Raw genomic sequence first — 26,106 nt, 5'->3', positions numbered from 1 at the left:
GGCGGATCCCGCTTCCCGCCGAGGCACGTCTGTCGGGCCCGAGCCGGATCGTATTCCGCATCAATCCCGACGACCACGAGGGCGAGCGGGCGGGAGGAGCGATCCCGTTCTCGCTCGAGGGGCTGACCAACTGGGCCAGCATGGACATGGCGGTGGTGCGCCGGGCGGAACGGCTCATGGCGCTGCCCCTCTCCGGCCGCCTGCCGCCGCGCTGGCAGCGCGAGGTTCTTGCCGACGACGCCGCGATCCTGACCTTCCAGGGCTTCACCCGCGCCGACCGGCCCACACGTGCCGCCGACGCCAAGGATCTGGGGCGAGAGAACCGCGACGTCAGCCGCGTGAGCACGACCGAGCGGCTCGCCGAGGTCTACGAGGCGTCTCGCCACGAGCCGGGCCCGTTCGAGACCGCCCTCGAGCTTCCCGCCCGCCTGCACCTGTCGCCGGCCCAGACGGCGACCTGGAAGACGCCGTCTGCCGCCGTCCAGCGCGCAATTGCGCCGGCCGGGGCCGCTGGCGCGGAGGTCCGGCCGCTCTGGACGGCGAGCCTCGTCGACGTAGGCGAAGACGCGGGCGTGCGCGCCGTCTGGTCACCCGACTTCCGGCCGGCGGCCCTGCTGTCGGCGGACGGACCAGGCTCGCCCCCGCGCGGGCCGTGGAAGCCTTGGGCGATCCGGCGCGGGCTCGGGACGCGCAGCGACCTTGCCGAACTCGAGGGGCAACGCTTCCTCACGGGCCTCGACGCCTACGACCGGCACGAGGTCGTGGCCCTGAGTTCGGTGCACGGCCTGCCCGTCGCCGGGCGCTGGAAGGCCGGGGGGGCCTCGATACGAAGGGCAGCCAGATCGAGCCGCCGCCGGGCTTCCGCCTTCGCGACATCGAGCGCACCACCGGGGACGGGCAGCTCGCAGGAGAGGACCTGCGGGACTGGACTGCGATCTACCAGCCGCGACCGCTGTCGGTAACGGAGCTGTCGCTCAGCGCGCTGGGCGGGTCGATCAACCTCGACACGACCTTCGTCCCACCGGCCGCCGCGCGCACGAAGGCGGGCAACCTGTTCGATGCCTTCTCGGTCGAGCGCTGGCGCCAGCGCACGGTGCTCGGCCGCGACGTCGTCGTCGAGGTGGTCTATAAGGGCTTCCTGTTCCCGCTTGGCCACACCGCGAGCCTCGTCAAGCTCACCGAGAGGCTGATCGTCGATGCGGGCGACGGCGCGCCGACGGCGGTCCTGATCCAGCGCAAGTTCCTGAAGGTCGCAGACCCGGTCAAGACCTATCCCGCCGAAGGCCAGCCCAACCGCAGCCGGCGCTGGTCCTGCCAGGAGCTCGAGATCCTCACGCTCACGACGCCGGACCTCGTGGATCCCGCCGCGGAGTTAGGAGGGACCGCGGACTGCCCCGGCGGGCCGCTCGAGGTCGAGGACGTCCTGGCTAGCGGGCGGCTGACCTTCACCGGGCCCGGCGCCACCGGCCTCTGCTTCTGGCCCCGGATCGCTGGCCGCGACGGCGCCGAGGTCTGGTTCGAGATGCGGGTCGCCGGCGAGGCCGTGCCGCTGCGCCTGCCACTCCTGTTCGTCGACAACCAGGCCGCCAACGACCCGGCGACCGTTGGGGCTGTGGTGAGGTACTACAACGACCGGGTGCCGGAGGACGGGGCCAAGGCCGGGACCGGGCCGGTCCGCTACCTCGACCGCCGCGGCCAGCCCGTGCGCATGGCCCCCGAAACCACTCCCGGCGACACCACCTACGAGACCGCTTGGTGGAGCGTGAAGGCCGAGGGGCGCGAGAGCCCGGCGCCGCGGACCGGCGATCCGGACACGCCGCAGAACGACCACTACGTCCGCAGCCCCCTGATGATCGGGCGGGACCAGCCGCCCTTCTATCCGCTCGTCGCGGCGGCGTCCTGCCGCCTCACCCAGGCCGAGCGGCTGTCCGGGAGCGGCCCGATCTGGCGGACGGTCGCTTACGATCCGTTCTATGTCCGCGCCGGCTTCGGGGAGGACAACCCGATTGCGGGCGGTGAGACGAAGAACGTCCCGGAAGCATTCCTGATCGTGCGGGACGAGGTCCACAAGCTGGAATTCGCGGGCCGGGGCAATCTCGCCGGCGGCGTCGCCCATCCCAACATGAACATCGTCGCGCTCTCGCGGCGCTACGGGCCTCTCAGCGTCAACGCCGCGCCGCCGAGAGCAGCTCCGCTCCCGCCCGGAGAAACCGCCCCCGAGGCCCGTCCCGTCGCTACCTCCTACCTCACCGCCAACGACGGCAAGAGCCCGTTCGATGCCGGGAATCCGTTGAAGGCGATCCTTCCTGACGACGCCCGCCTGCTCGGGCTCGTGTCCCTAGCGGACCTGCTGAAGGTCGCGGTCGGCCAGATCGCAAACCGGCATCCCGAGCTGCGCGAGGTGGTGGATTACGGCTCGCGGACGCTGCGGGAGGGCGCGCGGGAGGCGCGTGCGCTCCTGCGCGACACGGTGATCCAGCCGCTCAAGGACATAATTACGGCGGTTGAGGCCAAATGGGCCGAGATCGCCGCGCGGCAGGCCGGAGACGGATCGACGACGGCCAGCCTCGGCAAGGCCTTCCCGCAGATCGGCGAGGCGATCGGGGCGCTGCGCGGGAGTCTCGAGAAGTGCCTGAACGCGGGCACGAGCGACGCGGAGTTCATGGCGAACCTCGCCGCCACGCAGGCGGCCGGGCAGCGGCTGATCCGGACCCTCGACGCGATCGCGCAAGATCCGCTCGCGTCAATGTCCGACCAGCAGCTCGGCATCATCCGCGAGCTGAAGAGCCGGTTCGACGCCGTCCTGGCCCTGGTGCGCGGCCTGACGAAAGACCTGAAGTCGCTCCCCGGCCTGCTGCTGGGGCGTCTCGTCGCCCCCCTCGTCGCGGAGGCGGGCGTCGCGGTGCGCCGCTTCCTCGTCACCGTGCCGATCCCGGCGGAGGCGGAGTCGCTGCGCGCGAAGGTGTCCGTGCAGGTGGACTTGGCCGTACGCGGCGCTTTGGCGGAGGCGCTGTGCGTCGGCGCCGTAGCGAATCCCTGCACCGTGCCGGTCGACACGCTGGGCGCGCGTCTCACTGCGCTGCCGGTGTCAATCACGACGAAGCTCGAGGCCGCCGCTAAGGACCTCGACGACGATCCCGATCTGAAAGATGCGCTCAAGCGCCTCGTCACACGGCTGGCCGACACGCAGCTGCCCGCGGCCATCGGGCCGATCAAGGACGCCCTCAGCGGCTTCGACCCCGGCGGCGCGCTAGACAAGGAGCTAGAGACGCTCCGGGGCAGGCTCGAGGAGCGGTTCATCACCCCCGCCGTCGCGCCCCTGCTCCAGGCTCTCGGGGCCGGGACCCTGAGCGCCGCGCCCGCACGCATCGAAGAGTTGGCGCGGATGCTCTCGGGGGACGCCCTCCTCAAGGATCCCGCCGCCTTCCTTCGGGAATTAGGAGCTTTCCTGCCTCCCGTGGCGACGCTCCTCGCCAAGCTCGACGAGTCCGCGCGGATCGGCGAGATCGGCGCTGCGTGTGCCGCCCTCCGGCAAGGCCTGTCGCGAGCGGCCGACGCCGTCCTCCCGAGCGCGGACGACATTGACAGGCTTGCCGGCTGCATCGTGCGCCTGAAGACCTCGACTGGGTCCGGCACCTGCACGGTCACGGCCAGCGCGACGTTCAGCAGCGCCGCCCTCGCTGCGTTGACGACGCTGCAGGAGGCGGAGCAGGCGGCGTCCGGTTCGGATCAGGAGGCAATAAAGCGTGCCCGGGACGCACTCTTCGCTACAGCAGGCGCGCTCGCGGACGCGCTCGCCGGCTTAGCCGATGTCCGTCGTGAGCTCTCGGCCCTGCTGGCGGGCGGTCAGACGGGCTGCGTCGTCTCGGGCGCCGACCTTCCCGCCGCGATGCGTCGCCTCGCAGGCGCACAGAAGCTTCTCGTGCTCGCCGTCATGGCGTTCGGCCGGCAGGCCGCGCAGGCGCGCGAGGCTCTCGAAAGCATGCTCCTCGCCGCCGCTGACCAGACTGCCAAGCGGAAGGCCGGGGAGGCGATCGCGGCGCTGCTGGACTTGGCGGCCGGAGGCGTGCGCACCGTCGCGGCCGTGACGGCAGTTAAGGCGCCGGATGCGCTCGCGGGGGTCCAGGCCGCCCTGAAGGAGGCGGGGGACGCTCTGGAGCCGCAGTTGCCCGCCGTCGCCGGGGAGCTAAAGGCAGCGGCCGGCCAGATCGGCGAGGCGATCCCGCTCGCCAGAACCGGACAGGACGATCTCAAGGATCTCGCCAACAGGCTAGACGCCGCCGCCGACCGGATCCGCACGGCTCAGCCCGCCGCGCTCGCAGATGCCGCGCAGGCGGCGAAGACCGTCCTCGACGGCGTCGCCGCACGGATCGAGAGCCTTCGCAGGACGGTCCTCGCCGTCATCGAGCAGGCCGCGCTCGACCTGCTAACGCGTCTGGCGGCGCAGGGTGAGGCCCGGCTCCAAGACGCGCTCAAGGGGATCGTCACGGCCCTTCAGGCGCCGCTCGACGGCCTCGTCGCGTTCTACGCGGCCGTGACGGTGCGCCGGACCGAGATCGCGGCCGCGGTCGCGAAGGTTCGGGCCGAGACCCCGCTCGTCGACACCCTCCTGCGCAGCCTCGAGACGCAGCTCGGCGTGGACGACCTCTTCGTCGTCCACGATACGGTCGGCGGCGCGAAGCAGGATCGTCTCGCGCGGGAGCAGGATCTCGTGAAGCAGGCCCGCGACGCCGCCAAGGACGGCAAGGCCGTCGCGGTCTTCGCGGCGCTCGACGGGCTCGGCCAGATCTGGGCGGCCCCCGCGCTCGTCGAGTTGGTCGAGCGCTTCGGCCGGATCGACGCGTCGCAACTGCGCGTCGCCCTCGTGCGCGCTCTCGACCTGCGGGCATTCCGTCACGAGATCGAATCCCGCATCCGCGAGCTCATCCCCACCCGCGCCCGGCTGTCCTATGACCTTGGCGGCGAACTCGACGAGCTCCCGAAAGGCGGCAACCCCTTCCTCAAGCCCGAGGGCGACTCGAGGCTCGCGATCCAGACCCTGGCCGAGGTTGACCTGCTCGACGCGGCCACACCGGCGAAAGTCACGGTCACCGGTTCGGTCGGCCCGTTCAAGATCAACCTGATCCCCGGGATCTTCGAGGCGGTGACTATCGGCTTCCGTGGGCTCACCTTCACGGCGGGCACGGGGCGGTCACCGGATTTCGACGTGCGGTTCGGACGGACGGAGATCGGCAAGGACGCGAAGTTCCTGGACGACCTCCAGGCCTATCTCTCGCCGCGCGGGGGCGGGCTCAAGGTCGGGCTCCTGGCGGAGGAGCCCGGGATCGAGGCGGCCTACGGGGTCAATCTCGGCAGCTTCGGCGTCGGCACCCTGAGCTTCTCGAACGTGGTCCTGTTCGCTGGCGCGGAGCTGCCGTTCCAGAACAGCCCGGCCCGCTTCCGGGTCTCGATCGGCCGGCCGGAGGCGCCGTTCCTGATCTCCTCGACGATCTTCGGCGGCGGCGGCTATCTCAGCTTCGTCACGGACACGCAGTCGGGCTTCAGGTCGTTCGAGTGCTCGTTCGACTATGGCGGCGTGTTCGCCTTCGGCTTCGGCCCCTTGAGCGGCAACGGGCAGGTGACGCTCGGGCTCTACGTCAGAATCGGCGCGACCGCGGAGGATTCCGAACTCGGCGGCACGTTCATGGCCCGGGGCTCCGCCTCCATCGCCTGCTTCGGCTTCTCGACCTCGCTCTTCGTGCGCCTGAAGCAGCAGGGGCGCGGAGGGCCGGTCAAGGGCGAGGCGACCTATACCTTCTCGTTCTCGCTCGGCATCGACGACATCGAGTTCAGGGTCCGGGTCAGCAGCGACCAGGGCACCAAGATGGGCTCGCAGCAGGGAACGGGAACGGCCTCGCTTCCCTCCGACCTCCTGCCGCCCTTCGTCCGCGTCGAGTGGGCCGCGATGACGCCCGGCAAGAAGCCCGCAAGCCGAGCTCCGAGGCCGCCGCGCCTCAAGGTCGCCTCGCGGTCGCAGCGCGCCGACTGGACGGGCTACCGCGACTACTTCGATGCCAGCCTCTCCCCCTGCCAACCGATCTGAGGGGCGGCATGCCCGACGACACCAATCATCCCCCCATTCCCGTCGGCGTCGGTGTCCGGATCGTGCCGGCCGGAATCGTGTGGCGGGCTCGGCACCGCTTCCTGCGCGCGGCGCTGATCCTTTCGCCCGTCGCGCCCGACCGCCGGAACATCGGCAGGACGGTCGATCTCCGGCAATGGCCAGAACTGATCGAGCGCGACCTCGCCGGCGCCGATATCGGCAACTTTGCCGAGATTGGCGGGAGCCCGGTCGCCGTCATAGTCGCGCCTGTCGACCGGGAGCATCCTGCTCCCGGCGCGAATGGCGGCGCGGCGCGGCGAGTGCCCGCCATCCGGGCCATGTACCACGACCGCCGCGCCCTTCCGGGTGGCTCCCCACCGGACATCGCGAGCTGGAAGTCCCGGCGCGCGGCCGACGTCACGGCGATCGGAATGCTGTGGCGCAAGCTCCTCGCCCCGGCGGACAAGCCGGAGGACAAGACGAAGGAGTGGGAGGCCCTTGCCCGGGTCATCAAACCGGGCGGTACGAAGTTGCTCGAAGAGCTGAAGGTGCCCGCCAACCCGCCCGCCGGGCCGCCCGACGCGTCGGGCGTGTCGGGCATGCAGCCCGGCGGGACGGCCGCAGAGACCGTCGCGGTGAGCCCGATGGGCCGGGCCGCGGCCGCCCTTGTCCTGTCGACGGAGCGCGCCCGCTGCCTGATCGAGCGGCTGAAATCCTCCAGATCGGCGGGTGCCGCCGCCCCGCGGCCGGTCAACCTCGCCTACGAGCCGTTCGAGCCCCTCGACTGGGGCAGAGGCTGGCCAAGCTGGGCCGGCCCGGTGCCGAGCCTCGTCCGGCACGCCAGTGCCGAAGGGACAGGCGCGCCGGCCGGGCCGCAGGCGCTGCAGGAGCGGCTGCTCGCCGCGGACGTCGCGGCAGCCGCAGAGCAGGCCCGCAGCGCCGCGGCCGGTAAGGCCTCTCCCCGGGATCCGAGCCCCGCGGCGAGCATCATCGAGCGGGCGGCCACGAGGCGCATTGACGAGATCTCCAGGGCCGTCGACGACGCAGTCGACCGCCACGGCAGTGCCACGGTGCACGGGACTCCGCCGCCGGAGCAGCCCGGCAGGTGCCCGCAACTCCCGATCGACGAGCAGGCCCGCGCCCGCCTCCTCGGCATCCAGTCGCAGCCGTCCCTCGCCCGCCTGTTCAATCTCGTCGTTGACGTGCTGATTCCGATCGAGGAGGTCGAGGCGGTGGTCCTCTCCTCCCAGGCCGTCGCGACGCGGGAGGGTATTGCGAACCGGGTGCGCTTCGCGTTCCTCGCCGGCGTGATCGATGCGCTCGGTGCGGAGCGGCGGGTCTGGACTGCCGCCAAGGCCCGCCTCTCGGACGAAGGCGGTCCCGACGTGTTCGCGTGCACGCAGGACGAGATCAAGGCGGCGCTCGAGGCGACCAAGCCCGAGGATTATCGGAATGCGCTGATCGGCGGCGCCATCGAGTTGGTGGACGGCTACCTGCCGCTCGCCGCGTCCGAGACGACGGCGTGCAAGGCCGACTACCGTTTCGACGTCACGTCGATCGATCTGAGTCAGGCTCTGGACCACCGGCGGACGGCCCTGTCCGATCCGGATGCGAAGGGCCGCCAGTTGCTGACGCTGCGCACGGCGGGGCTCGCGCTGCTTGATCACGGCCGGCGACGCGCCGCCACCGGCGCCTTGCTGCGCAGCCTCTCGCGCACCGCGCCGGACGCGGTCGAGATCGTTGACGCCACGGACCTGACGGCGGGTTACCGCCTCGACGTCGGCGTCCAGCAAGGCGGCGTGATCGAGTGGCGCGACTTGTGCCGCCGCACGATTGCGTTCGGCGACCCATCGGACGTGACCCAGCCGGTGATCCGGGACACCGAGTTCGGCCGCCTGCTCGCGCAGGTGATCCCGCTGGCCGCCGACCGGGCGGCCTATGACGGCGCGACCCTCGTGCTGCCAGCGCGACTCCAGCCGGAGGGCAAGGGGCAGCGGGCCTACGTCGACGAGACCGTGGCCAATTGGCTCGGCGCTCCTCTGGGGATCGATCCCGAGGCGGACGAGATCGCCCTGAGGGAAGGCTGCGCGCCGCTGCGCCTGTCGCAGACCTATTCGCTCGCGCCGCCAGCCGGATGGACCGCCGGAGCGGCATGGCAGATTCCGCGGCTGGTGCTCGGTGCGGGCTATTACATGCGCATGCGCGCCGTGCTGGCTGGCGGCATCGTGCGTGGCGGCGGTCCTGGCCTGGGAGATGACGTGGCGCCTCACCTCGCGATCCCGAACGAGACGGCCGGGCCGCGCCGGCACCTGCGCCACGAGCGGATTGAGGCGCCGCTTGTCTCGACGCCCCAGCCGATGCTCGAGCGCCCCCTCGACGGGGTGCGGGACGGGCTGCGGGAGACGGGGACGTCGGTGATCCTGCGCTCGCGCAGGCAGTCCGACGGGACCATGGCGGTTGATCCGCCCCATGCGCGCTCCGTCCGGGTCGTCGTTCCGCCGGGGGTCTCGGCCACGTTCGCCGACGAGCACAAGCAGGCCCTTTCCGCCGTCGAGGCCGTCATCGCGTTCCAGGACGAGCGGGTCGGGTCCTGGATGGGACCGCGCGACGGGATGAGGGACGTCGATTTCGATCACGCCCGGGCCGGCGGCTTCCCGGTCTGGACCTTCGATGCAGGGACGGCCGGGGCCCTCGACGACGGCGTCGGCTTCGGGCAGCCCTTCTCGCCGAAGGCCAATGGCGACAGCGTCTTCCGGCCGCGGACCGTCGACCGGCCGCGCCGGCTGCCCTATCATCCCGACCCGATGGCGGAGTACCTCGTCATCCAAGTCCGGGATGAGGCAGGCAAGCCTCTAGCGGACAGGCCGCTCGTCGTTCCAGTCCGTCCCCGGGGCGTGACCGCCCCGGATGTCCGACCGGTCGCAATCGAGTTCGTGGCGCAGCCCGTCTCCTCTAAGACCACGACCTCCTCCAAGGGCGACGCCGTCCTCGGGCTTGAGGCGGAAGACGGGACGATGATGCATGCTGACGCGGCGTTGTCCGTCGCGAAGCGCCCTGCCCTCTTTACCCTCGACGCTGCCGGACGCCTGCTGCGTGGGACCCCGCGGGCGGGCGTGAGCGTCGGCGTCTCGCGGGTCGAGGTGAGGCTCCCGCCGGGAACGGTGGCCGACGTCGTGATCTGGTGCCTGCCCACGGCGACGAACCTCGCCCGCCATTTCGACGTCGTCGAGACGGCGGCGCTCCTCGCCAGCTACGATCCGGGGAGTGGCGAGGCCTGCAAGCCGGGCCAGGACTTGGCGCGGACGATCGCCGACCGGATCGGCGCCGGGGAGAGCGAGGTCCGGGCAGCCCTTGACAGGGAGGCGAAGGTGCGCGCGGGCTCGGTCACGACGCTCGGCCAGCGGCAGCTCGAGGGCGCGACGATCCGCGCCGTCAGCGGATTCGTCCACGCCATGGCGACGGCGGCGGGCGCGCCGGAGATCGCTGCCTCGATCGTTATTCGGACGGTGCACGCCGTCGATCAGCCCCTTTCGGTGCCCACCGGCGTTCTGTCCGTGCATCGCCTGAGCACGGCGACGCGAACGGCCGTGCTGGAGCGCGGGGAGGCGATGCCGCCCGCGCCTGAGCCGGGCGAGGCGGGGATCCTGATCGCCGGCACGGTCACGTTCGATCCGGCCACCACGGGCTTCGTCGAGATCGTCGCCGAGGGTGAGAGCCTCGTCGGCGGCCGATTCGATGATCCGGACGAGCGCAAGCGCAGCCTCGATCAAGTCGCGCGCGGGCTGTGGCCGATCGACCCGGCCAGGAACGCGCCCAAGGACCCCCGCGACGTGTACGGATTCTCCGTCGCGCCGGACGACTCGGTCACCTTCGAGCGCGAGCAGGCCGTCCTGCTGCGCATCGATTCGCCGGCCGGGATCTGGCCGTCCTCCGATCTCCTAGAACTGCAGCGAGCGGCGGCCAAGGCGGAGCAGGCTGCCAAGGCGGGGAATGTGGACCGGCTGGCGCTGCGGGCGACGACCCCCTTCGTACTCGCCGACACGCGGGCGCGCCGCCTCTCGCTGACCGTGCGGGTCGGATCGCGCACCGCCAACTCCTTCCGGAACGGCGCGAGCGGCCGGATGCTTGAGGCCGCGAAGACGGTCCTCACCGGCACGGCGCAGACGGTGATTCTCCCGGCCACTAAGGCGCCGGCCCAGCTCGTTCCGCTGACGGTCGCGCCCTCGGCCCGGATCACACCCGCGTCGCGAGGGCCGGGCTCCGCCGTGGTCGTGCGCGAGCCCATGCTGCGCGTGACCTGGCGCCGGCCGGGCGCCACCTCGGGCGCGAACGAGCGGCTCGGCTTGGTGCTCTGGCCGCCTGAGATCCTGAGCGACCGCATCGGCCCAGATCACGATACCGTCGTGCGCGACTACGATGGGGCGGACTACCTGGCCGCTTTGCAGCGGCGCGACATCGACATGCGGGGCTTCTCCGACGCCGATCTCGGTCCCGGCGGCGTCTACGTGACCCGCTGGGGGCGCGACCCGATCAAGAGCGGGCCGGGGCCGCTGGGCTGGCTCATGCCCGCGGATGCCTTCGCGGATCTCGGCACAGCGCCGATCGACAGCCCGTCCGCTCCGAAGGCGCAGCGTTGGGACGCGCTCGCATGCGCCGATGCGGAGGTCGTCTACGTGCCGCGGGCTACGATGCCGATCCCGGGCGGGACGCCGGGCGCTGACGGAACCGGAACCACCATGGAGGTGGCGCTGCTCACCTATCGACCCCGCTTCGATGCCGACCGAGAGGTCTGGTACGCGGACGTCGCGTTGAGCGGCCTCGGAGTGGCCGCGCCGTTCGTCCGCCTCGGCCTCGTGCGCTACCAACCGCTGGCCGAGAGGGTGCTGAGGGTCTCGGAGCCCGTGGTGGAGTGGGCGCAGATCATGCCCGGCCGCCGGGTGGTGGCTACGGCGTCCCGCACAGAGCGCGGCCTCGTCACCGTGACGGTCACCGGTCCGGGCTCCTTCCACGCGGCGGCGGAGCCGGACGGGCACGACGCAGCCCGCCTCTCATGGTGGCGCCAGCGCCCGCTAATGCGGATGACGGTGCTCAGGCGCGGTCCCGACGGCGTCGAGACTCCGGCCCGGCTGGCGGATCCCGATGGTACCATCCGGAACGGCAAGCGGCACCCCTGGGCGGAGCGGACCTTCATCCCCCGGACCCAGGCCGAACTCGACTGCTACCTGACGCGGTTCGACGCCGACAAGCCATGCCCTGACCCGCCTCCGGGCATCCACCTGCCGCTGCCGGACTGCGCCGTCCTCCCCAACCCTGATCGACAGGCGGCGGGATCCCTGTGCTGGACGGGGACGTTCCGGCTCGCGACGGACCCGCTCGACGACGCGCAGGTCGAGCATGTGGTCTTCGTCGAGGAAATCGATGCGATGCGGCCGGCGACCTACGCGCAGGAGCCTGTCGACGAAGGCGCTGCCGACTTCCCCAACGACGATCAACTCGTGCTCTCGGGCCCGCGCTTCGCCGCCCGCGTCGAGATAGGTCCGCATGCAACGGAGGCGGACAATTCTGCCAAACGGGGACGAGGAGCTTCGTGAGCATCCCCGTCCCCGCCTAGTCTCGCGTCCCGACATCCGACAGGAGATCGCCATGACAGGTTACCGCACGCTTGCCGTCATCGTCCTCTGCCTCGCTGCGATTGGCGCCGCCCACGCACAAGGCGCGACTGTACCGATTCAAACCTGTGGCGATCTCGGCACCGACAATCGTCCCAATTGGTGCGCGCGCCCGACCAACGGCGGGCCCATCCAGGGCAAGTCCGGATGCCGAAGGGTCAGTGACACGAAATTCGAGTACATACATTGCTCAGGATCAGTCCATGAAATTTCAGGATCTTCCCTTTGCTGTCTCAGTAGCAGTCAATGCCCCGGTGCAACCTATGTCGGAGATTGTTTGAATTAAGCATTTTCGGAGGGAGCGGGTTCTGCTTTGGCGAAGGCGTCGATCGAGAGGGGAGTGGCTCCTGCTTCGGGGGCCGTACTGTTGGAAAACCGATCGAAGGCGCTCCCGCCCGCGAGCCGCGAGTTTGGACCAGACAGGAGGAACGCTGTGGACCGCATCTCACGCCAATTCGCCTTGCTGGCTTGGCTGCTCGTGGCCCCGATGGCGGGGCCAGCGATCGCCCAGGAGATCAATCTCGGTAAGAGCCCGTCCGATAACGTCCGGCAGGGGTTGAGTGGCCGGAATGGCGGTGATTCCAGAAGGGTGCTGAAGCCTCATCTGGACGTGCCATGTGGACCCCGACCACTCGCCGGCAGCATAACCGTGCGCGCCTTCGATACGAAACCGACCTGACGGATACGGAATGGGCGGTGCGCGCCCATGATGCCAGAGCCCGCCTCGCGTGGTCGTCCGCCTGTCTGGACGATGCGGGAGGTCCTGAACGCGATCTTCTACGTGCTGCGCGGCGGCATCGCATGGCGGTTGATCCCAAAGGATCTCCCTCCGCGCAGCACGACGTTCGGCTACTTCAGCCGCTGGCGGGACGAGGGATTGTTCGGGCGGATCAACCACGCCCTGGTCATGGCCGACCGGGAGCGGGCCGGTCGCGAGGCCTCGCCGACGGCGGCCGTGCTCGACAGCCAGAGCGTGAAGACCACCGAGAGCGGCGGCCCGCGCGGCTACGACGCTGGAAAGAAGGTCAAGGGCCGCAAGCGTCAGGCCCTGGTCGACACGGACGGGCGCGCCCTCGTGCTCGATCCGCAGACCGCCGACATTCAGGATCGCGATGGGGCTGGACCGGTGCTGCGCCTGTCGCGGCGGACCTTCCCGTTCATCGTCAGAGCTTTCGCCGATGCAGGCTATGCCGGCGACAGACCCGCGACCGCCACCGTCATCACCATCGACATCGTGCGCAAACCGAAGGATCAGGTCGGCTTCGCCGTGCATCCACGCCGATGGGTGGTGGAACGCTTCTTCGGATGGATCAGCCGCAACCGACGCCTCTGGAAGGACCCGGAAGCGACCCTCGCCTCGGCCCAGGCCTTCCTCTACGCCGCCGCCGTCATGATCCTCGTCCGAAGGCTCGGGCGAGCATCATGACTTATCGGACGGACTCTCAGGCGTCAACGCGAGCAGACCGCCGTTGGCGGGGTTGTAGACTTCGACCGCACCCTCGGTGGGAGCTGCGAACTGCCCGTCAATGAAATTGGTATAAACCTTCGGCTCGATTGCCGCCGAATTTTGCTGATTGGCCTGGGCGCCCTGCGTATTCAAGCTATTCCTCCCATGTTTTTATTATCGAACGTCAAGGCGCAAGTGGACTGACACCGACATGCGACATATGCATCGCGCGCAGGTGTGGTGCGAACGCCAAAGCCGACTCGATATCTGTCTGGCTATTTGCGGAAGTGCGGCCTTAAAGAGCCATCGTTATTCGTTCTCGCTCATGAAGCCGTAGCGGCTAATAGGAGATGTCTGCACCACCGCAACCACCATGCCATGTCGAAGCAGGAGAGCGATTGAAGCGCATCGAAGCATTGGGTGCTTTGAAATTGTTCGATAATTTCGAAAAAGATGCGTTTGAGTGCAGCCTTGAGTAAGCGGCCTGCGATCTAACTTGCGACACTTGTCTCAAGCTCGAATGCGACATTTGTTGCAAAGTAAACCGCTGACATGCCGCTGGATAGTTTGAAGGAGCCTTTTCTTGTCGAATTTGTTGCCGCAATTCGATCCTTGGCGGTCTCTGCAAAGCCATGTGAGCCAGAGCATGGTGATGCCAAGCGTGACCATGGCGAGGTAGTTGGCGGCCCGTTTCTCGTAGCGGGTGGCGATGCGGCGATGCTGCTTGAGCCAGCCGCGTGAACCCGCGCCAAGCCCGCGACTTCGCACGGGCCATGGGGGTAATCGGAAAGACCGACCGCGTGGACGCGCGCATGCTCGCCGAGCTGGGTGCCCGGCTGCGACCGGCACCCACGCAGCCGGTAACGGCGGCGCGTCGCGTGCTCCAGGCCCAGGCGACGCGCCGCCGTCAGCTTGTCGAGATCCGCAAGCAGGAGGCCACGCGGCTCCAGCAGACTACAGACAAGCAGGCCCGTGCCGACATCACCAGCCTGATCGCTCTTCTCGACCGGCGCATCGCCAAGGTCGAGGCGCTGATGGCCGCCTTGGTCGACGCCGATCCCGAGACACAGGCCATCGGCCGCCGGCTCCAGACTGCGCCGGGCGTCGGCCCTATCGTCGCCGCGACACTGATTGCCGAGATGCCGGAACTCGGGCAACTCGACCGACGCCGCATCGCAGCCTTGGCCGGCTTGGCGCCGATCGCCCGTGACAGCGGCAAGCGCGTCGGCCCGCGTAACATCGGCGGAGGGCGGCCGGTCGTGCGAACGATCCTCTATCTCGCGGCGCTCCAGGCTTCGCGCCGCTCCGCCGTCTTCCGCACGTTCCGCGAGCGTCTGGCCTTGGCCGGCAAGCCGACCAAGGCGGCCCTGATCGCGACTGCGCGCAAGCTCCTCATCACGCTCAACGCCATGCTCGCCACCGGCACCGATTACGATCCCGCCACCGTTGCGTGATTACAGTTGCCGGGAAACCCGGCGCGGTTCAATCGACGATTGGCATCGCGACCTGCGTGGGCGATCGGGAGATCGTTCGCGCTTCAGCCGCGATGGAGGTGATCCGACCTGACCGATAGCCGATCGGCGATGTTGATCGGCCAACAGCGTTCGAATTCCTGCGCCCGGTAGAAGGCGATCGCATCGACAACTTTCGCCCGGCGCGGCCAATCTGGCGAATCGGGGTCAAGAGTCACAGACCCTCAGATAACGCAACGCCTTGGCTTGGTTTCGATTCTATGAACTGCACACGTCATCGTCCGTTTGCCAAGTCGCCGCGCGTCGGCAGGATCAATCGATGGGGCACCCAGTCGTAGGGCTGCACGTACTCTCCGCGGGCGAGCTTCACGGCATCGTTCACCGCCTGGGCCCCCTGCATCGGCGCATCCTGAAGGACGCTGACCAACAATTCGCCGCTCTTCACGGCCGCAATCCCGTCCGAGGTTCCGTCGACGCCGCCGACCAAGACCTTGCCCGACAGGCCGGCCGCTTTGAGGGCGGCCACCGCACCGAGCGCCATCTCGTCGTTGTTGGCGGCGATGGCGTCAGGCTTCAGGCCGCTGCGCAGCCATGCCGTCACCTGATCCTGCGCCCGCCGCCGGCTCCAATCGGCGCTCGCCTCCGCCAGGAGCTTCAGCCCCGGCCGTTGCCCGAGGATCTCCTTCATGCCGGCGGTGCGCTCCTGGGCGGCGTTGTCGCTGTCCTTGCCGCGCAGTATGGCCACGTTGCCGCGATCCCCGAGACCCTGCGCGAGCAATCGCATCTGAACCCGACCTGCGACGAGGTGGTTCGCGCTGACGATCGCCATCCTATGGGCCACCGGACCGCTCGGGCGCTTGTTCACGAACACCACCGGAATCCCGGCCGCCGCGGCCATCTCGGTGATCGTCCTGGCGCTGGCGTCGTCGACGGGATTGACGATCAGGGCTGTCGGCTTCGCGTCGAGGGCGGCCCGACCCTGGACCACTTGGGTTCCCCCGTTACCGGCCGCCTGCGCCACATCGACCGAGGCGGAGAACTTGGAGGTGGCCGTGTTGAGGACGGAGGCCTGCAGGCTGTCGAGCAAGGGATCGCCCACCTCCGACATCAAGAGGGTGAATTTCGTTTCGGCGGCGGCCGGTGCGGCGAGAGCGATCAGCAGCAGGGCGGCGGGCAGGGATCTGGTGAGTTGCTTCATGGCAAGCCTCGGTGGAAGCGCGGACGTCAGGCGGCACGGACGGTGTCGAGGAACGACTGCACCTGTCGGCGCAGCAGATCGGATTGCTGGGCGAGTTCGCCCGAGGCACTCAGAACCTGCGCGGCGCCGGTCCCGGTTTCCTCGACGTTGCTCGCCACGCCGGAGATGTTGGCGGTCACCTCGCCGGTGCCGCTCGAGGCCTGGGCAATGGCCTGAACGATCTCGCGCGTCGCCGCCCCCTGCTCCTCGATGGCCGACGCGATGGCGGTCGCCGTCTCGTTGATCGAGCGGATCGAGGCGGAGATGCCATCGATGGCCGTGGCGGTCCGTCCCGTCGAGGACTGGATCGCCTCGATTTTGGCCGTGATCTCGCTGGCCGAACGGGAGGTTTGGTTGGCGAGTTCCTTGACCTCCGTGGCCACGACCGCGAAGCCGCGGCCGGCTTCCCCGGCCCGCGCCGCTTCGATCGTGGCGTTGAGCGCCAGCAGGTTGGTCTGGCCCGCAAGGCCGGCGATGGTGTCGACGACGTCGCCGATGCTGGCGGCCACGCCCGTCAGCTCGCGCACCAGCGCAGTCATTCCCTCGGTCTCCCGAACGGCGGCCTGCGACATCGCCGAGGAGCGCTCGACCTGGACGCCGATCTCCGTCACCGAGGCATCGAGTTCCTCGGCAGCGCCCGCGATCGAATGGATGTTGACGGAGGCTTCCTCGGCCGCCGCGGAGACCGCCACGGCGCGCACCGAGGTGGCCTCGGCCGACACCGAGAGGTGGCGGGCGGTCGTCTGCATCTGAACGGCCGCCGAGGAGACGGCCGTGACGATCCCGCCGACCGACTGGTCGAATGCGTCCGCCAACTCGCGCATGGCGGTCCGGCGCTGCGCCTCCGCCCCGGCGCGCTGGGCGGCCACTTCGGCCTCGAGAGCCTTGTTGCGGATCATGTTGTCCTTGAAGACTTGAACCGCGGCTGCCATCAGGCCAATCTCGTCGGAGCGGCGCTGATCGGGGACCTCGACGCCGATGTCGTCATCCGCGAGCCGGCCCATCACGCCGGTCATGCGCCCGATCGGGTGGGAGATCGTCATCGTCAGAAGCCAGCCGGCCAGCGTGCAGAGCGTCAGCAGACAGGCCAAGGCCGAGACGATCCAGAAGCGGGCCGAGGCGCGGATCTCCTGGGCGGCGGCCGTGGCGATCTCGACCTCCTGTTGACGATAGGCCTGCACGGCCCGCACCGCGGTGTAGAAGTTGGCGGCCTCCGAGAGCATGTCACCCTGCAGCACAGCTGTTCCGGTCTCGTTCAGGCCGGCCCGGTCGAGGATGAGGATCTCCTCTTCGATCGCCAGGAAGTGCTGCCACGCGTTACGCAGGGTTTCGGCGAGCTGGGTCTCGCGCGCGCCCTCGATCAGGGTCGCGTAGTCGCCCCAGGCCTTCGAGAAGGCGACGCGGCCCTCCTCGGCTTCCCGCGCATAGGCGCTGCGCTGCGTCTCGTTCGGGCTGTAGTGCTGCAGCGCCGTCAGCGCACGGAGCTGCTGGCTGAGCCGGGCGAGGTCGCCCAGCAAGGTCACGGCCTCGACCTGACGGGCCAGCGCCGCGCCGATCGCCGAGACCTGATCGACCTTGAGGATCGCGAAGCCGCCGGTCAGGCCGGACAACACAACCAGGATCGCGAACGTACCGATGATTTTCGACTTGATGGATCGTAGATTGATCGAGCGAATTCTCTTGCTGATCGGCATGGCGGCGAACCTTTGAGGAGGACGGGTCCGAATGGAGTTTGATCGTGGAAGGGCGGGGCGTTTGCGTCGGCGCGGGCCGCATTGCTGCGCTGGCCCCATGCCTGTCCGGGTCAGAACGTGACGCCGCTCTTGACGCCGAAGACCAGGATGTCGTCCCGCCCGCCGACGCCGCCGGGACGGTTGATGAACTGGATGTTGGGCCGGACCACCACGTCGGGAGAGAGGGCGAGGCTGTAGAAGACCTCCAACGCGCGCTCGTATCCGGGGAGCGCGCGGACGCCACCATCGAGCAGGTTGGCCATCTGGACGCTCTGCGCCAGGGCCCGACTGGCATGTGACTGGCCGATGCCGACGCCGATCCAATCGAAGGGCCGCTCGGCCCAGAAGCCCTTGTAGACGAGGCCGATGGTCTCCTGCCTGTCGATGAGCGACGTCGAGGAGTTGGCCAGCGTGACGCGGACGAAGGCGGAGAGGTTGCGCAGCGGGTTGCCGGGATCGGGCCGGTAGAGTTCCTGCACGGCCACGCCGTAGAGACCGCTGCGGTCGCGGTTTGCGAGTGGCAGCCCGCCGGCCGACGCCAGGGGCAGGCCGTCGCGGTTGAGGAAGAGGTCGGGGCCGCCGCCGGTCTGGTACCACGCGCCGACCGTGTAGCTGCCGCGATAGGTGAAGGGCGGGAGCGTCGGGAAGGCGGCGGCCTCAACGATGGCCAGCGCACCGGCGGCACCGGTCGGGTCGAAGTTGAAGCCGTTCTCGAGGTCGCGCGGATTGACTTGGTAGACGCCGGCCATGAGGTAGCCGGTGTCGAGATTGCCGAGCCGCAGGCGGGCGGCATATTGCGAGACGGGCCAGTTGTACCAATAATTGCCGACAAGGTTGCCGGGCTGGTTTCCGCAGAACGTCAGGTTCTGGAACTCACAAGGAAAGCCGGCGAAGTCGGCGCTGACGGGCAGGCGGCCGAACTTGAGATCGACGAACTCGCCGAAGCGCTGGGTGTAGGAGAGCTGGGTTAGCCGCGGGAAGCGGCCGCGGCCGAAGATCTCCTCGGTCTGCTGGAGCACGTTAAGGTGCTGGTCCGCGGTGAGGCCGCGACCGAAGCGGTAGGTCAGGGCGAGGTTGAAGGTGCCGCCCGCGAGGCCGGCAAAGCGGTCCATGTCCACGGCGGCGCGCAGGGCGAGCTGTCCGGCGCCGCGCAGGGACTGGTAGGGGCCGCCCTGGATGTTGGTCGAGGTCTGGTAATCGAAGCTGCCGTCCGTGCGGATGCCGGCGCGGAAGAGGTCGTCGCGCAGGCCTCCGAAGTTGCCCAGCACGCCCCAGGTGGGCGCGGCGGCCTGCGTGTCGAGGCTGCCGGGCGGCGCCGGCCGGGACGAATCCGCCGTCGAGGGACGCGACGCGGTCGGGACGACGCCCGGAGATGCCTCCCCTCCCGCCGCGGGGGCGTGCCGGGATCGTGCGCGGGAACCATGCCCGGGCTCGGCCTGCGCGGCGCTCATCAGCGGCACGGCGGCGATTGACAGCGTGGCGAGAAGCCGTCTTTTTAGGGGCGACATAGACTTGAACACCCGCAGTTTGATTGGTGGATTCTCAGTAATAGCGCGATGAAAACGGAATTATTCCGCTCAATAAATTATATTTGCGAAGCATTGACCGTCTACTTCGCGCCGATCAACCCGCAGGCGGAAGGATTCGGAGCGAGGCGGCGCGGGGCAGGGCGCAGGTGACGGCCGAGACGAAGCGGAGGCTCTGGCCTCAACTTCTCCCGCTCGTGCGGCCGATCCCGCGGGTGTCGTTCTCTACCGGCTCCGCGCGCGAGCACGGCTCGCCCTGGAGGTACAGGGCGGTTCGCGAAACGTCCGCTCCCGACCTCATCCGCTGTGAGCGCGGCGGTGCAGCCGGCCTTTCGCGCGGGGCCATGCGTCGGGCGCCGCCCCTCACGGGACCGGGTGGGGCGCGCGCCCGACGGCGTTGAGGTTGAGGGCCTTGCGGGTGGCGGCGACGGCCTCGGTGGTGACCGGCGGCGCGGCGTTGCCCCAGCTGTTGCGGATGTAGGTCAGAGCCGCGGCGATCTGCTGGTCCGACAGGTTCCAGGCGAAGGACGGCATCGCCGCCCCCGTCGGATTCTCAGCCGTGATCGCGCCGCGTGCGCCCGCCAGCACGGTCCGGACGATGCCGGCGACCTCGTGCGACTGCACGGCGGTGTTGCCGGGGAAGCTCGGCGTCATGTGCCGGATTCCGGTTCCGTCGGAGGCGTGGCATGCCTTGCACTGAGCGTCGAAGACGCGCTTGCCCTGGGCCATGACCGGATCGGGGGCGGCGACGCGCCTCGCCTCGGTCGCGGGGCTCGGCGGCAGCGACTGGAGATAGTCGGCGACCGCGGCGAGATCGGCGTCGCTCAGATGCTGGGTCGAGTTCGTCACCGCCTCGGCCATCGGCCCCGAGGCGACCGCCATCCGGTTGCTGCCGATCTTGAGATACTGGACGATGTCGTCCTTCGACCAGTCGCCGATGCCGCCGGTCTTGCTCGTGGTGATGTCGGGGGCGTACCACGATTGCAGGACCTCGCCGTGATAGGCCTTGCTCGTCTTGTCGCCGCCGAGGACGTTCTTCGGCGTGTGGCAGGCGCCGCAATGGGCAAGCGCGTCGGAGAGATAGGCGCCGCGGTTCCAGGCGGCGGACCGGTCGGCCCTCGGCTGGAACCGCTTCTGCTCGAAGAACATCAGGTTCCACCCCATCAGCAGGGCGCGGATGTTGAAGGGAAACGGAAGCTGGTTGGTGACGACGGCGTTGCGGACCGGCGGCACGGTCTTCATGTAGAGCCACAGGTCGTGGACGTCGCGATCGGACATCTTGGTGTAGCTCGTGTACGGCATCGCCGGATACAGGTGCTGCCCCTCCTTCCCGAGCCCCTCGCGCAGGGCGCGGGTGAACTCCGCCTCGGTCCAGCGGCCGATGCCGGTCTCCGGGTCGGAGGTGATGTTGCTCGACAGCAGCGTGCCGAACGGGGTCTCCAGGGCGTAGCCGCCGGAGAACGGCTTCCCGCTCTTCGGATTGGTGTGGCAGGCCACGCAGTCGGCGGCCACCGCGATGTAGCGCCCGCGCTCGATGGCGGGGTCGGCCTCCGTCTTCGGCGCCTCCACCACCTTGGGCGCGTCGACGTCCTTCGTCTGGATCGGTGCCGGCTCGGACTGGGCCGAGGCGACGCTCCCGAGGGGAAGGCAGAGCGAGAGCGCTGCGGTGGCGAGGAGGGTGCGCAGGAGCAAGGTCACGGTCGTCACCTCAATTCGCCACCAGCGGACCGCGCTTGTCGAGATAAGTCTCGATGATCGCTTTCGCAGTCCAGAGGGTCAGGGCGCCGACCGTTCCGGTCGGGTTGTAGCCGGCGTTGTTGGGAAAGGACGACGCGCCGAGGACGAAGACGTTGTGAACGTCCCAGCTCTGCTGGAAACGGTTGAGCGCGCTGGTCTTCGGGTCGAGCCCCATCACCGCGCCGCCATTGGTGTGGTCGCTGGCGAGCTGGTAGGGCGAGGCGTGCTGGTTGGTCGCGTTCGTGCCGACGACGACCTTCGCTCCCATCTTCCGGCCGATCTCGACGCTCTTGTCCTCGATCAGCTTCGCCGAGCGGCGGTCGTTCTCGTTGTAGTCGTAGGTGAGCCGCAGGAGCGGGAGGCCGTGGATGTCCTTGTACTCGGGATCGAGGTCGAGATAGGCGTCCTTGTGCGCGAAGCTCGTGCCCTGGCCGAACAGGAACGTCCCGTTCTGGAAGCTGTGGGTGTAGGCCTTCTTCCACGCGCTGCCCCACCGGGGCGTTCCGGGCGGGAGGAAGTCGGCATTGCCGATCGGGCGGGCGCCGCGGGAGACGACGAGGATGCCGGCGCCGCCGATGAAGCCCATCCCGGTATGGTCGAAGTTGTCGCCGTTGAAGTCATCGACCTGGGCCGAGAGGGCGCCGGCGCCGATGAACTGGTTCAGGTACTCGTTCTCGAAGAAGATGTTGGCGCCGGACACGGTCTGGAAGCTGTAGGCCCGGCCGACGACGCCCTCGCCGGTCGCGTGATCGTAGGGCTTGCCGATCTTCGAGAGCAGCATCAGCCGCACGTTCTGCATCTGGAAGGCGGAGAAGACGACGATGTCCGCCGGCTGCTCCCAGGTCCGGTTGTCCTTGTCGACGTAGGTCACGCCGGTGGCGGTGGTCCCGTCCGGGGCGAGGTTGGCGCGCAGCACCGTCGATTCGGTCAGCACGCTGAAGTTCTTGCGCTGCATCAGCGCCGGGACGACGCAGTTGTTGGGCGTCGATTTCGACCAGTTGCCGCAGCCGTAATACAGACAGTAGCCGCAATAGGTGCAGGGCCCCATCCGGACGCCGAGCGGGTTGGTGTAGGCCCCCGAGGTCTGGCCCGCCGGAACCATGAAGGGATGGTAGCCGAGGCTGGCCGAGGCCTCGGTGAACAGGTCGGTCAGGCGGGTCGTCTTGAGGGGGGGCAGCGGATACTCGTCCGAGCGCGCCCCCTCGAAGATGTTGCCGCCGGGGATCTTCTCGCCCTTGAGGTTGCCGGCCTTGCCGGACACGCCGGCGATCTTCTCGAACCGGTCGTAGAATGGTTCGAGGTCGTCGTAGGTGACGCCCCAATCCTGCACGATCAGGCCGTCGAGGAGCTGCTCGGCGCCGTAGCGCGCGACGGTCATGCTGTAGGGCTGGAAGTCGAACGGCAGGAAGCGCCACGCCATGCCGGCCCAGTGGGTGCCCGACCCGCCGACATTGTAGCCCCACTCGTTGAAGTTCCAGTCCCGCGCGGGCAGCGCCTTCTGGGTCGGGTCGTTGCGGAAGGTGATGGTCTCGATCGCCGGCGGCAGCAGCATCGCCCGCCGGGTGTCCCAGCGCAGTTCGTCCATATCGACGGAGGGCGGGAAATCGACGGCCGTCTCGACCCAGGGGCCGCGCTCGATGGCGACGACATCGAGGCCGGCCCGGGTCAGCTCCTCGGCCATGAGCGAGCCGCACCAGCCGAGACCGACGATCACGGCATCGGCTTTTGGACGAACATTGGTCATCGGACGACAGCTTTCGGAACGATCAAGGGGCAGAAATCAAAGGGACTTGTCGATCATGCTGACCGGAACGAAGTCGAGCTTCTTTCCCTTCAAGTCGATGACATCGCGGAAATCGTACTGTGCTCCGGGAAATCCGAGCATCCGCCAGCTGACGAGATCCTTGTTGCCGCCGTAGAGCGGGTCGGCGAGGAAGCCTTCGCGGACGTTCTGCAGGATCTGCTCGAACATCTCCTTCGCATCGACCTCGCCGAGGTCGAGCGTTCCGGCCTCCATCGCCGAGAGGACTTTGTCCTGCTCGTCCGGGGGCAGGCTCGCGTAGCCCTTGCCGTGGGCCGCGCGGCAGTGGCGATCGAGGGCGGCGAGGCCGAGCCGGTAGCGGTCGGCCGGGGCGAGAGGGGATTGGATGCCCTGCTCGGCGGTTCCCTTGACGAAGCGGCCGAGGCGGTACTGCGTCGCCGCCCGGCCGTAGGGGCCGGCGAGTTCACGATCGATGAAGCGGACGCAGCCCGCCTCCCGGCCGCCGACGCTCAGGTCGTCCGCCGGGATGATCCGGTCGGCCATGGCGCCCACGGCCTCGGCTTCCGCAGGCGTGAAGAACACGAAGCGCTCCGACCCGGAATCGGGCAGCGGCGGAACGTTCGCCTGACCGGGCTCCCAGGGCATCTCGCCGCTGAGTTCCGCAGCCTGCGCGGTGGAGGCGTTGCCGGCAAGGGCCGCCATCGAGGCGAGTATCTGCCTTCTGTTCATATTCCCCCCGGCGCCGACACTTCGATCGACATGCGCTTGGTTTTGAGATCGTGACGCGCGACTGCCTATCGGCCGGCACCGCGGTGCGGCCCCATGCGAGCGACAAGTCGGGTCGCCACACAATTCTTGCGGACATGCGTGCGTGCAGCATTGGCAGCACGCTCGATGACTATCGAAATCTCACGCCGCGCTCGAATTGCTGATCTCTCGTTGAATTAGCATATCTATAAATCAAGCTTGCGCGGCGGTCTCTTTCCGAAACGGACACGGTGTCTCTCCGCGCCGGCAGAAATCCGAGGTCGGCGCATCGCTTCCCCCTCCCGCCCGGCAAGACAGCCTGGCCCTGTCGGCGAGAGACCGGCGCGGCGCCGGGCCGTTGACGGTCGAAGCGCCCTTGCGCGCGGCCCTTGAGCGCGGCGGCCGGTCACCTGCGGGCCTCGGGTGCCGCGCCTGCGAAGAGGATAGCCATGATCCGCGTCACGCGCCTGCATCACACGGCGATCGCCGCCCACGACCTCGACGCGATGCGACGCTTCTATACCGAGGTGATCGGCCTCGACGCGCATCCGACAAAGACCAACTGGCTGCGGGCCGGGAACGGCTTCGTCGTGCACCTGATGCCGTCGCCCGACGCGCCCGCCTCGGGCCGGATCGAGCAGCACTTCGCGCTGGAGGTCGAGAGCCTGCGCGAGACCGCGGCGGCGCTGCTGCGCCAGGGCGTGACGCCGTACATGGCAAGCCTCGAATACGAGACCCACGCCGTGACCGATGCCGGCGACCCGCTCGATTTCGGGATCGGCACGCTCTTCGTGGCCGATCCGGAGGGCAACACGATCGAGTTCGTCGAGCCGGATACGGGCATCTTCGCCGAAGTCCCGCTCGAAGCGCAGGATACGTAGCGGCCCGCCGCGCTCGTCCTCATCCGGACTCTCGCCGAGGACGCAAGAGTCCCTTGCCCCCGCGGCCAGCCACTATCGATTGTGCCTCCCGTTTGCCTCCCTATGCTGCCGCCGCATTTCACCCGTCGATCCGCGCTTGCCGTGCTTGCCGCCAGCGGAGTTCTGCCCCCCATGTCGATGACCACCGCACAGGCGGCGCGTGCCGCCTCCGCGCCGACGCCTGTCCTCACGCTCGCGGCGCAGTCCCGCTGGCTGTGCAACGGCGTCGCCGCCGCCCCGGACGGCACCCTGTTCCTCGGCCTGCCGCGCTTCCCCGACCACAGAGAGACCCCCTCGCTCGTCAGGGTCGAACAGGACGGGGCGCTGTCGCCGTTCCCCGGTGGCGCGTGGAACGCGTGGAGCCAGGGCGGCGACGGGCAATCGGCCTTCGTCATGGTGAACGCCGTCCACGTCTTCAACGACGGGACGCTGTGGGTCGTCGATCAGGGGGCCGTGGGCGAGCGTGCCGTGCCGGGCGGGCAGAAGATCGTCCGCCTCGATCCGCGCACCGGGACCGTGCTCGCGGTGCTCCGCTTCGGCGACGACATCCTGCCGGCCGGCGCGACGATGAACGACCTGCGCCTGCACGACCACATGCTCTACGTCACCGATTCCGGGCTCGGCGGCATCATCGTCCACGATCTGGCGGCGAACCGGACCCTGCGCCGCCTCTCCGGCCACCCGCTTCTGCGCAAGCCCGAGGGCGCGGCGCAGAAGGGGCAGGGCGGCCGCATCCTGGCCGATGCCGACGGCCGCCGGCCCGCGGTCGCCAGCGACATGATCGAACTCGATGCCGACGGGGCCTGGCTCTACTGGGCGACGCCGACCGGGCCGGTCCGCCGGATCGCGACGGCCCTGCTCACCGACGAGAGCCTGACCGATGCCGACCTCGCGTCGGCGATCCAGACCATCGCCGAGATCCCGACCATCGGCGGCACGGCGATGGACACGCTGGGCAACCTCTACCTGTCCGACGCCGAGAACCGCCGGATCGCCGTGCTGACGCCGCAGGGGCGGATGCTGACGCTGGTGCAGGACGACCGGCTGGCCTCGCCCGACGCCATCTGCATCGACGGGCAGCGCCGCCTGCTGGTCCCCGCCTCCCAGCTCGAGAACCTCGCCTCCGGCACCGGGGGCGACGACCGCACGCGGGCGCCCTGGCAGGTCCTCGCCCTGCAACTACCGCGGGAGCTGGCCGGCATCCGCCTCGGCGACGCGGTAACCGGCCGTTCGCCGCCGCGGGGCCTGTCCAACATCCACGGCATCGAGCACGTCGCGATGACGGTGCCGGACATGGAGGCGGCGATCCGCTTCCTCGAGGAGGCGTTCGGCGCGACGGTGCTCTACCGCCACCTCAAGCTGACGGACGCGCCGCTCACGGCCGCCGATGTCGGCCGGATCAACGGCCTGCCGGAGACCGCGACCATGCGCGGCGCCTGCCAGATGCGCCTCGGCGACGGGGCCAACATCGAGCTGTTCCAGCTCACGGGGATCGCCCGCACCGAGGCGGCGGGGATCAACGATATCGGGCTCAACCACTTCAGCATGTTCGTGGACGACATCGCCCTGGCGACGGAGCGGTTCGCGGCCGCGGGCGGGACGCTGCTCGAAGGCCCCAACGACCTCGGCCTCAGCGAGACCGGGGCGGGCAACCAGCTGTGGTTCGGCCGGATGCCGTGGGGCACCTGGGTCGAGTTCATGACCTTCCGCTCGCCGCTCCGCTACGATGCCGGCGCGACCCAGGAGCGCCGATTTCCGGCCCGCGGCTGATCCG

At 69.3% G+C, this 26,106-nt stretch carries 13 protein-coding genes and 1 pseudogene; 6 read left to right on the top strand and 8 right to left on the bottom strand.

The genetic code is table 11. The features are described from left to right. Positions 1-652 precede the first annotated feature (652 nt). The 3 genes from Y590_RS07755 to Y590_RS07745 all read left to right on the top strand — a co-directional run bounded on the left by Y590_RS07755 (position 653) and on the right by Y590_RS07745 (position 13,177). On the top strand, positions 653-6,082 hold the full coding sequence (locus Y590_RS07755) for a coiled-coil domain-containing protein (RefSeq protein WP_158509739.1): 5,430 nt from the start codon (positions 653-655) through the stop codon (positions 6,080-6,082). An 8-nt stretch (positions 6,083-6,090) separates the two neighbouring features. Further along, positions 6,091-11,673, top strand: coding sequence for a hypothetical protein (locus tag Y590_RS07750; protein ID WP_060769342.1), 5,583 nt, complete (start codon positions 6,091-6,093; stop codon positions 11,671-11,673). A gap of 693 nt (positions 11,674-12,366) precedes the next feature. Beyond that, a protein-coding gene (locus Y590_RS07745; protein WP_135300304.1) for an IS5 family transposase occupies positions 12,367-13,177 on the top strand; the annotation gives its coding sequence in 2 pieces (ribosomal slippage) (positions 12,367-12,452 and positions 12,451-13,177; 813 coding nt in all). Here the strand turns inward: Y590_RS07745 and Y590_RS26360 are convergent. Together Y590_RS26360 and Y590_RS26355 are read right to left on the bottom strand one after the other, a co-directional pair. After that, a complete protein-coding gene (locus Y590_RS26360) occupies positions 13,172-13,351 on the bottom strand; it encodes a hypothetical protein (protein WP_144439946.1) in 180 nt (59 codons plus the stop codon). The genes Y590_RS07745 and Y590_RS26360 overlap by 6 nt on opposite strands. Positions 13,352-13,831: 480 nt before the next feature. Beyond that, positions 13,832-13,927: pseudogene (locus Y590_RS26355) on the bottom strand (IS5-like element ISMra2 family transposase); the annotation flags it as partial. An 8-nt stretch (positions 13,928-13,935) separates the two neighbouring features. Here Y590_RS26355 and Y590_RS07740 point away from each other — a divergent pair. Further along, complete coding sequence (locus tag Y590_RS07740; protein ID WP_144439945.1) at positions 13,936-14,652, top strand: transposase; 717 nt, start codon at positions 13,936-13,938, stop codon at positions 14,650-14,652. 292 nt (positions 14,653-14,944) lie between these two features. On the opposite strand, the gene Y590_RS07735 is transcribed toward Y590_RS07740, so the two are convergent. From Y590_RS07735 to Y590_RS07710, 6 genes are all read right to left on the bottom strand, one after another. After that, positions 14,945-15,868, bottom strand: coding sequence for a substrate-binding domain-containing protein (locus Y590_RS07735; RefSeq protein ID WP_060769339.1), 924 nt, complete (start codon positions 15,866-15,868; stop codon positions 14,945-14,947). 26 nt (positions 15,869-15,894) lie between these two features. After that, a complete protein-coding gene (locus tag Y590_RS07730) occupies positions 15,895-17,601 on the bottom strand; it encodes a methyl-accepting chemotaxis protein (protein WP_060769338.1) in 1,707 nt (568 codons plus the stop codon). Between the two features lie 110 nt (positions 17,602-17,711). Continuing rightward, positions 17,712-19,091 (bottom strand): carbohydrate porin, encoded by a 1,380-nt coding sequence (locus Y590_RS07725; protein WP_210172759.1) that lies wholly within the window; start codon positions 19,089-19,091, stop codon positions 17,712-17,714. A 438-nt stretch (positions 19,092-19,529) separates the two neighbouring features. Beyond that, a complete protein-coding gene (locus Y590_RS07720; RefSeq protein ID WP_253374252.1) occupies positions 19,530-20,873 on the bottom strand; it encodes a c-type cytochrome in 1,344 nt (447 codons plus the stop codon). 1 nt (position 20,874) lies between these two features. After that, positions 20,875-22,647: a GMC family oxidoreductase gene (locus Y590_RS07715; RefSeq protein ID WP_060769336.1), complete on the bottom strand. Its 1,773-nt coding sequence runs from the start codon at positions 22,645-22,647 to the stop codon at positions 20,875-20,877. A 36-nt stretch (positions 22,648-22,683) separates the two neighbouring features. Then, positions 22,684-23,367 carry a gluconate 2-dehydrogenase subunit 3 family protein gene (locus Y590_RS07710; RefSeq protein WP_245517680.1) on the bottom strand — a complete coding sequence of 228 codons (684 nt, stop codon included), beginning with the start codon at positions 23,365-23,367 and terminating at the stop codon, positions 22,684-22,686. Positions 23,368-23,861: 494 nt separating this feature from the next. Here Y590_RS07710 and Y590_RS07705 point away from each other — a divergent pair, with 494 nt between their 5' ends. Continuing rightward, positions 23,862-24,293 (top strand): VOC family protein, encoded by a 432-nt coding sequence (locus Y590_RS07705; RefSeq protein WP_060769334.1) that lies wholly within the window; start codon positions 23,862-23,864, stop codon positions 24,291-24,293. A 171-nt stretch (positions 24,294-24,464) separates the two neighbouring features. Beyond that, positions 24,465-26,102, top strand: a complete 1,638-nt coding sequence (locus Y590_RS07700) for an L-dopachrome tautomerase-related protein (RefSeq protein ID WP_083530805.1) — start codon at positions 24,465-24,467, stop codon at positions 26,100-26,102. Positions 26,103-26,106: the final 4 nt, after the last annotated feature.

The sequence above is a fragment of the Methylobacterium sp. AMS5 genome (assembly GCF_001542815.1).
Lineage (GTDB): Bacteria > Pseudomonadota > Alphaproteobacteria > Rhizobiales > Beijerinckiaceae > Methylobacterium.
This window is presented reverse-complemented; position numbering and strand designations above follow the sequence as displayed.

What these genes read in the sequence shown, in the direction of transcription:
- Y590_RS07750 (WP_060769342.1), top strand. Translation starts at nt 6,091, where the DNA reads ATGCCCGACGACACCAATCATCCCCCCATTCCCGTCGGCGTCGGTGTC.
- Y590_RS07700 (WP_083530805.1), top strand. Translation starts at nt 24,465, where the DNA reads ATGTCGATGACCACCGCACAGGCGGCGCGTGCCGCCTCCGCGCCGACG.
- Y590_RS07715 (WP_060769336.1), bottom strand. Translation starts at nt 22,647, where the DNA reads ATGACCAATGTTCGTCCAAAAGCCGATGCCGTGATCGTCGGTCTCGGC.
- Y590_RS07705 (WP_060769334.1), top strand. Translation starts at nt 23,862, where the DNA reads ATGATCCGCGTCACGCGCCTGCATCACACGGCGATCGCCGCCCACGAC.
- Y590_RS07735 (WP_060769339.1), bottom strand. Translation starts at nt 15,868, where the DNA reads ATGAAGCAACTCACCAGATCCCTGCCCGCCGCCCTGCTGCTGATCGCT.
- Y590_RS07730 (WP_060769338.1), bottom strand. Translation starts at nt 17,601, where the DNA reads ATGCCGATCAGCAAGAGAATTCGCTCGATCAATCTACGATCCATCAAG.
- Y590_RS07710 (WP_245517680.1), bottom strand. Translation starts at nt 23,367, where the DNA reads ATGGCGGCCCTTGCCGGCAACGCCTCCACCGCGCAGGCTGCGGAACTC.
- Y590_RS07725 (WP_210172759.1), bottom strand. Translation starts at nt 19,091, where the DNA reads ATGAGCGCCGCGCAGGCCGAGCCCGGGCATGGTTCCCGCGCACGATCC.